The organism is Shewanella sp. 11B5, from assembly GCF_002836795.1.
Taxonomy (GTDB): Bacteria; Pseudomonadota; Gammaproteobacteria; order Enterobacterales; family Shewanellaceae; genus Shewanella; species Shewanella frigidimarina.
In genome coordinates this window covers 1-2,171 of the sequence record NZ_PJAP01001131.1, presented here as the reverse complement: position 1 = coordinate 2,171, position 2,171 = coordinate 1, and the positions used below count along the sequence as shown (strand labels likewise).

At 39.1% G+C, this 2,171-nt stretch carries 4 protein-coding genes; 2 read left to right on the top strand and 2 right to left on the bottom strand.

Annotated features, from left to right (window positions below; genetic code table 11):
* Both CXF78_RS21125 and CXF78_RS21120 read right to left on the bottom strand, forming a co-directional pair.
* The coding region (locus tag CXF78_RS21125) for a lytic murein transglycosylase (RefSeq protein ID WP_102037862.1) at nt 1-862 on the bottom strand (862 nt) is incomplete at its 3' end.
* A 31-nt stretch (nt 863-893) separates the two neighbouring features.
* Nucleotides 894-1,172: a YcgL domain-containing protein gene (locus CXF78_RS21120; protein WP_011637204.1), complete on the bottom strand. Its 279-nt coding sequence runs from the start codon at nt 1,170-1,172 to the stop codon at nt 894-896.
* Between the two features lie 118 nt (nt 1,173-1,290).
* Here CXF78_RS21120 and minC point away from each other — a divergent pair, with 118 nt between their 5' ends.
* Both minC and CXF78_RS21110 read left to right on the top strand, forming a co-directional pair.
* Entirely contained in the window at nt 1,291-1,956 is a 666-nt protein-coding gene (gene minC / locus CXF78_RS21115) for a septum site-determining protein MinC (protein ID WP_011637203.1), read from the top strand.
* A gap of 27 nt (nt 1,957-1,983) precedes the next feature.
* Nucleotides 1,984-2,171, top strand: a 188-nt coding sequence (locus tag CXF78_RS21110) for a nucleotide-binding protein (protein WP_180957245.1), incomplete at its 3' end; no start/stop codon positions are given.

Here is a 2,171-nt window from a genome sequence, read left to right as displayed (position 1 = left end):
CTTTGGGTCCATCCGGCGCAATTAATGATACTTCCATGTCATTACGTTGGGGTAAATCTGTACCATCAAAACGCCTGACACCATAGGCTTGCCAATGTGGAAATGTGTGATGTGTTTGTAAACCAAGTAAGTTGGGATCTAACATCAAGGTCGTTTTTACCTGTCTTCCCCATGTAGAATCATATTGCCAACCTTGTTGATGTAACATATTAGCCGTAGATTCAAAGGCATCATCCATACTGTCCCAGACATTAATGATGCCGTCTTTATCGGCATCTATACCGTATTGGAGTATCTGGCTAGGCATCATTTGCATCTGCCCCATAGCCCCAGATGAAGAACTCCGCAATAAATCTTCGGTAATATTTTTTTGTTCAATTAATTTAAGCGCTGCAATAAATTCATTAATGTAAAAAGCTTCTTTATCGCCTTTATAAGCCAGTGAGGCTAAAACAGATAACCCAGAAAAACGTCCTGTACGTTCACCAAAACGAGAGTTCATCCCCCATAGCGCCATCAGGAAACGTGGTTGAACCTGATAAGCTCGGCTTAAATTTTGTATTTGTGATTCGTGCTGCTGAAACATTGCTCTGGCAGTACTCACGGTAATTTCAGGTACAGCTTGGGGAATAAAGTCTTCTAATGTTTGTGATTCGTCTGAATGGGTATTAAGGCTGGCTTTTTTGAAGATTTTAATATTAGCAATATAGCGTTCTGCTGTGAGTTGATTAACGCCAGTGGCAATTGCCTTTTGCTGTAGTTCCAACAAGTAGTCAGTAAATTCGCCACGGCTGTCTTCCGCCATGGCAATATTAGAACAAATGAAGTAAAAAAATGCGCATAAAATGATTTTTTGAATCATATTCGTCTTGATTACTCCTTTAAGAATGAGCTTATTTCTTAAAAGCTAATTCTTGTTTGTGTTGTTCGAGTAAATTAATTTGTGGTGGTGGTATTTGTAAGTAATAGCCTTGTTCAACTAATGCTACCTTCACTTTGTCAATATCAGCGATACCTAAATGGTCTCGTTTAGATAAAGGTACAATCATCACTAATGTCTTTGAACCAAACATTTCCATTAACGGTTCAGGAACGTCATCAAAAACATCACGTTTTTTGACAAAAAGGTAAGTATCTGCTCTTCGACCGCTTTTATATACTGCACATATCATTTTAGTGTAAATTTCCAAAGGTTCAAACTTGATAGTCAACTAAGCACACTATAACATGGTGGCACAAGAAAATAATTGTAAATCAGTTTATCGCTGAGTATTGGAGAATCACGCCGGGATGGCTAAACAAAATCTCGAATTAAAGGCCACGTCTTTTACATTATCAGTGCTGCATATCAATCATAACGATCTCGATATCATTGCGGCTGAATTAGACAACAAATTGGCTCAAGCTCCTCAGTTCTTTTTGGGCGCACCCTTGGTATTAAATTTATCTGCCATTCAGCATACCCACATTGATTTTAATGCGCTAAAACAATTATTAATTGACCGAAATCTTATTATTGTAGGCATTACCGATGCAAGCGCTGAGCAAATTGAACAAGCAAAGAGCATGGCAATTGCAGTGGTAAAGTCAGGGAAACAAGCCCGCAAAGCAGAGTTACCTGAACGAGCAACTAAAATTGTTAAACAAAATGTGCGTTCTGGACAACAAATATACGCACAAAATGCTGATTTAATCATTTTTGGTGCGGTTGGCAATGGCGCTGAAGTCATTGCTGATGGTAGCATCCATATATATGGTGCTCTTCGTGGGAAAGCCATGGCGGGTGCTGCGGGAGATAATCAAAGTGTGATTATCGCTAACTCGTTAGAAGCAGAATTAGTATCGATTGCTGGACAGTATTGGTTGACAGAACATTTGCAACAATACGATCTAAGTCAAAGAGGCTGTGTTCGCCTTGAAGGCGCATCTCTTACTGTTGAATCATTGCCCCAATAATCGGCAAATACAAGGATATACATATAAATGGCGCAAATTATTGTTGTCACATCAGGTAAAGGCGGTGTGGGTAAAACAACATCCAGTGCAGCAATTGCCACAGGATTGGCCTTAAAAGGAAAGAAAACTGTCGTTATCGATTTTGATATTGGCTTACGTAATCTTGACTTGATTATGGGTTGTGAACGCAGAGTCGTATATGATTTTGTTAATGT